At 66.4% G+C, this 7,095-nt stretch carries 1 protein-coding gene; it reads right to left on the bottom strand.

Annotated features, from left to right (window positions below; genetic code table 11):
* Positions 1 to 7,095: amino acid adenylation domain-containing protein (locus ACWIHT_RS47045; protein ID WP_456174800.1), on the bottom strand; the 7,095-nt coding region annotated here is incomplete at both ends.

Genomic DNA, 7,095 nt, shown 5'->3' with positions numbered 1-7,095 from the left:
GCGCCGCATACGCCTGCGACAGATCCCGCGCCAAAGGCGCCATCGACCAGCCATCAGCCGCAATGTGATGAACCACCACCACCAAAACCCACTCACCGACCGCGTCGGCAACCTCCAACAACCGCACCCGCCACGGCAGATCCCGCTCCAAGTCAAAACCCATACCCGCAACCACGGCCACCGCCGAAGCCACCTCGTCCGAGGACACCGACTCGACACTGATCCCGGGCACACCCACAACAGGGTCCAGGACGAGCTGGCTCGGCTGACCATCCACGCTCTGCCGGAACACCGTCCGCAAACTCTCATGACGACCCGCCACATCCCCCAACGCCACCCGCAACGCCCCCACATCAAGCGCCCCACTCAGACGGACGGCGAGAGGGATGTTGTATGTCGCGGAGACGCCTTCCAACTGACCGAGGAACCACAGCCGACGCTGCGCGAACGACACCGGAAGAACCTCCGGCCGCACCCGCACACCCAACCGCTCCCGAACCCCACCACCCTCATCAAACCGACCCACCAGACCCGCCACCGTCGGCGCCTCGAACAACGCCCGGATGCTCACCTCGACCCCGAGGACGGAACGGACCCGACTCACCAGACGAGTCGCCAACAGCGAATGACCACCCAGCTCGAAGAAACTGTCATCGATCGACACCGACTCAACACCCAGCACCTCAGCGAACAGACCGCACAGGATCTCCTCCCTCGACGTACGCGGCCCACGCCCCACACCCGCGGCATACTCCGGCGCCGGCAACGCCCTCCGATCCAACTTCCCGTTCAACGTCAACGGCAGCGCATCCAGCACCACGAACGCCGACGGCACCATGTACTCCGGCAACCGCCCCGCCACATGCTCACGCAACACCGACGTGTCCACGACGGCATCATCACCGGCGGCAGGCACAAAGTAGGCGACCAGGCGCTTGTCCCCCGGCACGTCCTCACGCACCACAACCGCCGCCCGGCCCACCAGACCGTGCCCCGCCAGAACCGCCTCGACCTCGCCCGGCTCGACACGGAAACCCCGCACCTTCACCTGTGCGTCCGCCCGGCCGAGGAACTCCAGGACCCCGTCCGTGTTCCAGCGCACCACATCCCCGGTCCGGTACATCCGCGACCCCGACACCACCGCGAAGGGGTTCGCGACAAACCGCTCAGCCGTCAGACCCGCACGACCCACATAACCCCGCGCCAGACCGGCGCCCGCGATGTACAACTCACCCGCCACACCCACCGGTACCGGCGACAGGCCTGCATCCAGCACATACACCCGCGTGTTGTCCATCGGACGCCCGATCGGCACCGACCCGGCGACGGCCACGCCCGCCGGAACCTCATACCGCGTCGCACACAGCGTGATCTCCGTCGGCCCGTACAACACCCGCACCGCAGTGTCCGGACACGCGTCCAACACCCGCCGCACCGCCACGGGCGACACCACATCACCACCCGTCAGCACCTCACGGAGCTGGGCGAGGCATGTCGGGGTCTCCTCCGCTATGACCCGGAAGAGCCCGGCTGTCAGAACCACGCCGCTGATCTCATGAGCCTTGATCAGCTGTTCCAAGGACGTTGCGTCCAACGTTCCCTCAGGAGCCACAACGATGGTTCCGCCGGAGAGGAGAGGGAACCAGAGTTCGAACGTCGAAGCGTCGAAGGCGTGCGGTGAGTGGAAGAGCACGCGCTCGTGGTTGTCCGTCTTCCAGGACCTGTTCAGCACGAGGTCGGCGACCCCGCGGTGGGTGACGGCCACGCCCTTGGGCTCACCTGTCGAGCCTGAGGTGTACATCACATAGGCGAGCCCGTCTGCGCCACCTGCACCAGCCCGCTGCACACGTTCCGCCGTGGAAGCGGCCTCAAGGGCCGCATCGGGGGAAATGATCTGCGCGGTCCCGGCGAACTCACGTGCTTGCGCGGGCCGGTCCGTCACCAGCAGTTCGGCTTCACAGTCCTCCAGGACCAGCCGAAGACGGCTCGGGGGATGTCCCTCGTGCAACGGCACGTAGTACGCGCCGGTCTTCAGTACGGCCAGCAGCACGGTCACCAGCTTTGCCGACCGTTCCATCCACAGGCCTACGGCCCGCTCGGGTCCGGCGCCCTGGCCGGCGAGATGTCCGGCCAGCCGATCCGCGTGCTCGTTCAGTTGTGCGTAGGTAAGTTCCACCCCGCCACTCACGACGGCTATCGCGTCGGGGGTACGTAGAGCCTGGGCTTCGAACAGTTCCGTGAGTGTTGCCTCGGGTACCTCGGAGGCCGTGTCATTCCACGTGAGCAGAATCTGCTCGCGCTCGCCCGCGTCCACGACGTCAATACGCCGAACGGGAGTGTCCGGGTCGGCGGTGACGGTGTCGAGGAGATGGACCAGTCGCTGGGCGAGGAGTTCGATGGTCGCCGCTTCGAACAGATCGGTTCGGTAGTCCAATCGTCCTTCGAGACCCGCGGGTGTGCTGTCGGTGTGGGTCTCGCCCAGACTGACGGACAGGTCGAACTTCGCCACCGTCCCGTCCGTCGACTCCGGCCGCACGGTCAGGTTGGGCAGATCGAGTTCGTGCTCGGTCGTGGATCCGGTCGTAGCACTGCGGATGTTGCTCAGGAGCGGTGCATGGTGCTGAACGGTGAGCATGACCTGGAAGAGGGGGTGGCGGGCCATGGAACGGGCCGGGTTGAGGACCTCCACCAGCCGCTCGAACGGCACGTCCTGATGCACATACGCGGCGAGGTCGGCCTCCCGGACCCGCTCGACGACCTGCCGGAACGTCGGATCACCTGAGACATCGGTCCGCAGGACCAGTGTGTTCACGAAGAACCCGACGAGGTCGTCGAGGGCGTCATCGGTGCGTCCCGCGATCGGGGTTCCGACCGGGATGTCGTGGCCGGCGCCCATCTTCGACAACAGCACCGCCAACGCGGCCTGCACCGTCATGAACACACTCGCACCACACGCGCGAGACAACTCCACCAGCCGCGCATGCGTTTCGGCCGAGACCCGCACAGCCACCGAAGCACCCTCGTGCGAAGCAACCGCCGGACGCGGGAAATCCACCGGCAACTCCAACTGCTCGGGCAGGTCGTTCAGAGCCCGCGTCCAGTAGGCCACCTGCCCCGCAAGCACGCTCTCCGGGTCGTCCTCATCACCCAGGACCTCCCGCTGCCACAACGTGTAGTCCGCGTACTGCACCGGAAGGGTGTCCCACACCGGAGCCTCGCCCTTGTAGCGAGCCACATACGCAAGGGAGAGGTCCCTCACCAGGGGTCCCATCGACCAGGCATCCGCAGCGATGTGGTGCACCACCACGACCAGGACCCACTCGTCCGGGGCCGGCTGGAGCACCCGCACCCGCCATGGCAGGTCCAGCGCCAGATCGAACCCCGCTGTCACCACGGCTGAGATCGCGGCGGCGACCTCTGGCTCCGGAACCTGCTCGACCAGGCAGTGCGGTACGCCGGCGGCGCCCGTCAGGATCTCCTGCCGCGGCTCACCGTCCACCTGCGGAAACACCGTCCGCAAACTCTCATGACGACCCGCCACATCCCCCAACGCCGCCTGCAACGCCCCCACATCGAGCGTCCCGGTCAGCCGCAGCACGAGAGGAATGTTGTACGTCGCGGAGACGCCCTCCAGCTGGCCCAGGAACCACAGCCGACGCTGGGCGAACGACACCGGAAGAACCTCCGGCCGCGCCCGCACACCCAACCGCTCCCGAACCCGACCACCCTCATCGAGTCGCTCGACAAGGCCCGCAACCGTCGGCGCCTCGAACAACGCCCGGATGCCCACCTCGATCCCGAGCACCGCCCTGATCCGGCTCACCAAACGAGTCGCCAGCAGCGAATGACCACCCAGCTCGAAGAAGTTGTCGTCGATCGAGACCGACTCCACACCCAGCACCTCGGCGAAGAGGCCGCACAGGATCTCCTCCCGCGACGTACGCGGCCCACGCCCCACACCCGCGGCATACTCCGGGGCGGGCAGGGCATTCCGGTCCAGCTTCCCGTTCGGCGTCAACGGCAGCGCATCGAGCGTGACGAATGCCGACGGCACCATGTAATCCGGCAACCGCCCCGCCACGAACCCACGCAGCGCGGCCGGGTCGAGAACGCCGGTGGATGTGCCGGCACCCGGCACCACGTACGCAGCCAGGCGCTTGTCACCCGGGGCATCCTCCCGAAGCACCACAGCCGCTTGGCCTACGAGAACATGCTCTGCCAGGACGGTTTCGATTTCGCCGAGTTCGAGTCGCTGCCCGCGGATCTTGACCTGATGATCCCGCCGTTCCACGAACTCAAGACGACCGTCCGGGAGACACCTGACATAGTCACCCATCCGATACATCCGCGCCCCGGGCTGACCGGAGTAAGGATCAGCTACGAAGGCGGCTGCGGTGCGGTTCGCGTCACCCACATAGCCTTGCCCGACGCCCACACCACTCACGTACAGATCCCCAGGCATTCCCATGGCAACCGGCTGGAGTGCCTCGTTCAGCACATACAGCCGCATATTACGAATAGGGCGGCCGATGGTGACCTTCTTCTCCGCCGCGTAGTCCCCGCTCGTGATGATGGCGTGTGAGACATCGTCCGAGCATTCCGTCGACCCGTACGCGTTCACCAGAGGGATATCCGGATACCGCGCGAACCAGCGCTCGCACAGGCTCCCCGGAAGAGCCTCTCCCGTCACCACCAGCCAGCGCAGCCCCGGCAACACAACCCGCTCACCACCGGCATCCCACATGTCCAGAGCCGCCCGCAGCAGCGAGGGCACGACCTCCAGGACCGACACACCCTCGTCCGCCACGCGTCGGAAGAGCTCGCGCGGGTCGGCGGCCGTCGTCCGGTCGACGACTCGGATCCTTCCGCCGAGCATCAGAGCGGCGAACATCTGCCACACGGAGATGTTGAAGGTCAGCGGCGCGTTCTGCATGACACGGTCCGCTGAGGAGAGCTCCAGATCCCCGATCTTCGCCAGGAGATGGTTCTCCATGCCGGCCCGGTGAACCATCGCGCCCTTCGGCCGCCCCGTCGAACCCGACGTGAAGATGGAGTACGCGATGTCGTAGCCCCTGGATCCGTTCGGATACCACTCCGCGCCGTCCTGCTCGTCGTCCATGACCAGCACCTCGACGGCGCCCCCCGACGCACCAGCGATGGCCCGCGCACGTTCGAGATACTTCTCCTCCGTCAGGAGGCAGTTCGCACCACTGTCAGCGAGATACGTCACGCTCCGCGCCGTCGGAGCCTGCGGGTCCAGAGGGATATAACCCGCCCGACAACCGAACACCCCCAGCACCGACCCCACAAAGCCCGCACCAGGATCCGAAAGAATCCCGACAAGAGCACCCGCCCCTATCCCACGCCCCGCAAGACGCTTCGACAGAGCACTCGCACGGGACACCAGCACGCCATACGTGACGTCCCCCCCGTCGTCCGTGACGGCCACAGCATCGGGCTGCCGCCGGGCAACATCCCTGATCCTGTCGACGACGTCCCGGAACTCCCCGCCCTCAACACGCCCATGCAACGCAGAAAGCGCACGTTCACGCTCGGGCTCGTCGAGCATCCCGACCCGACCCAAAGGGATCTCAGGAGTCTCAGCAACGGCCCGGAGTACACGGACGAGCCGACTACCGAGTCCCTCCACCTCCGTACGGGCGAACAGATCAGGGCCGTACTCCATACGGAACTCAATACGATCCCCAGGCAGCACCCTCAAACTCATCGGGTAATGACCGGCATCATGAGCCTGAGCAGACGTCGCCTGCTCGAAGGCCTCGTCCTCAACAGGAGGATTCTCGAACACCACCACAGTGTCGAAAAGCTCACCGGCCGGAGTAAGGCCATGAATATCGGTCAGCTTCAGATGCTGATGCGCCAATAGGACGCTCTGCTCGCCCTGGAGCCGTACCAGCGCCTCCCGCAGAACCTCACCCGGCTTCAGACGCACACGCACCGGAACCGTGTTGATGAACAGATCCATCGACTCGACCCCGAGAACCTGGACCGACCGTCCGGAAACAGTCGCCCCGAACACCACATCGTCCCGGCCAGTCAAATGCCCCAGCACCACCGCCCACGCCTGCTGGACCACCGTATTCAGCGTCACCCCACAACGACGGGCAGCCGCCGACAACGCAACAGTCAACTCCTCCGGCAGAACCACCGTCACCCGCTCCGGAGCCACCGGAACCCGACCCACCCGCACCGGAGCCAGCCGCGTAGCCTCCTCCACACCCGCCAACGACTCCCGCCACGCCAGCTCCGCCGCACTCCGGTCCCGAACTCGAACTACCTCGTCGAGTCGGTCGACAAGGTGGGCAACGGTCGGCGCCTCGAACAGCGACCGGATGCTCACCTCGATCCCGAGCTTGGAACGGATCCGGCTCACCAAACGGGTCGCCAGCAGCGAATGACCACCGAGATCGAAGAAACTGTCATCGATCGAGACGGCATCCACGCCGAGGATTTCGGCGAACAGACCGCACAGGATCTCCTCCCGCGGCGTCCGGGGAGCCCGCCCGGACGCATCCGACGCGTACTCCGGCGCCGGCAACGCCCGCCGGTCCAGCTTCCCGTTCGGCGTCAACGGCAGCACATCCAGCACCACGAACGCCGACGGCACCATGTACTCCGGCAACCGCCCCGCCACGAATCCACGCAGCACCGCCGTATCGACAGCACCATCACCGTCAGATGCCGGCACCACATACGCGACCAGCCGCTTGTCCCCCGGGATGTCCTCCCGCACCACCACGGCCGTCTGAGCCACCTGCCCGTGCCCCACCAGGACCGCTTCGACCTCACCCGGCTCGATACGGAAACCCCGCACCTTCACCTGCGCATCCGCCCGGCCGACGAACTCCAGCACCCCGTCCGCGTTCCAGCGCACCACATCCCCGGTCCGATACATCCGCGAACCCGACACCACCGCGAAGGGGTCCGCGACAAACCGCTCAGCCGTCAAGCCCGCACGACCCAGATACCCCCGCGCCAACTGCGCACCCGCCACATACAACTCACCCGCAACACCCACCGCCACCGGCGACAGACCCGCATCCAGCACATACACCCGCGTATTCGCCAACGGAC

Source organism: Streptomyces sp. NPDC002276, from assembly GCF_053891435.1.
This window is presented reverse-complemented; position numbering and strand designations above follow the sequence as displayed.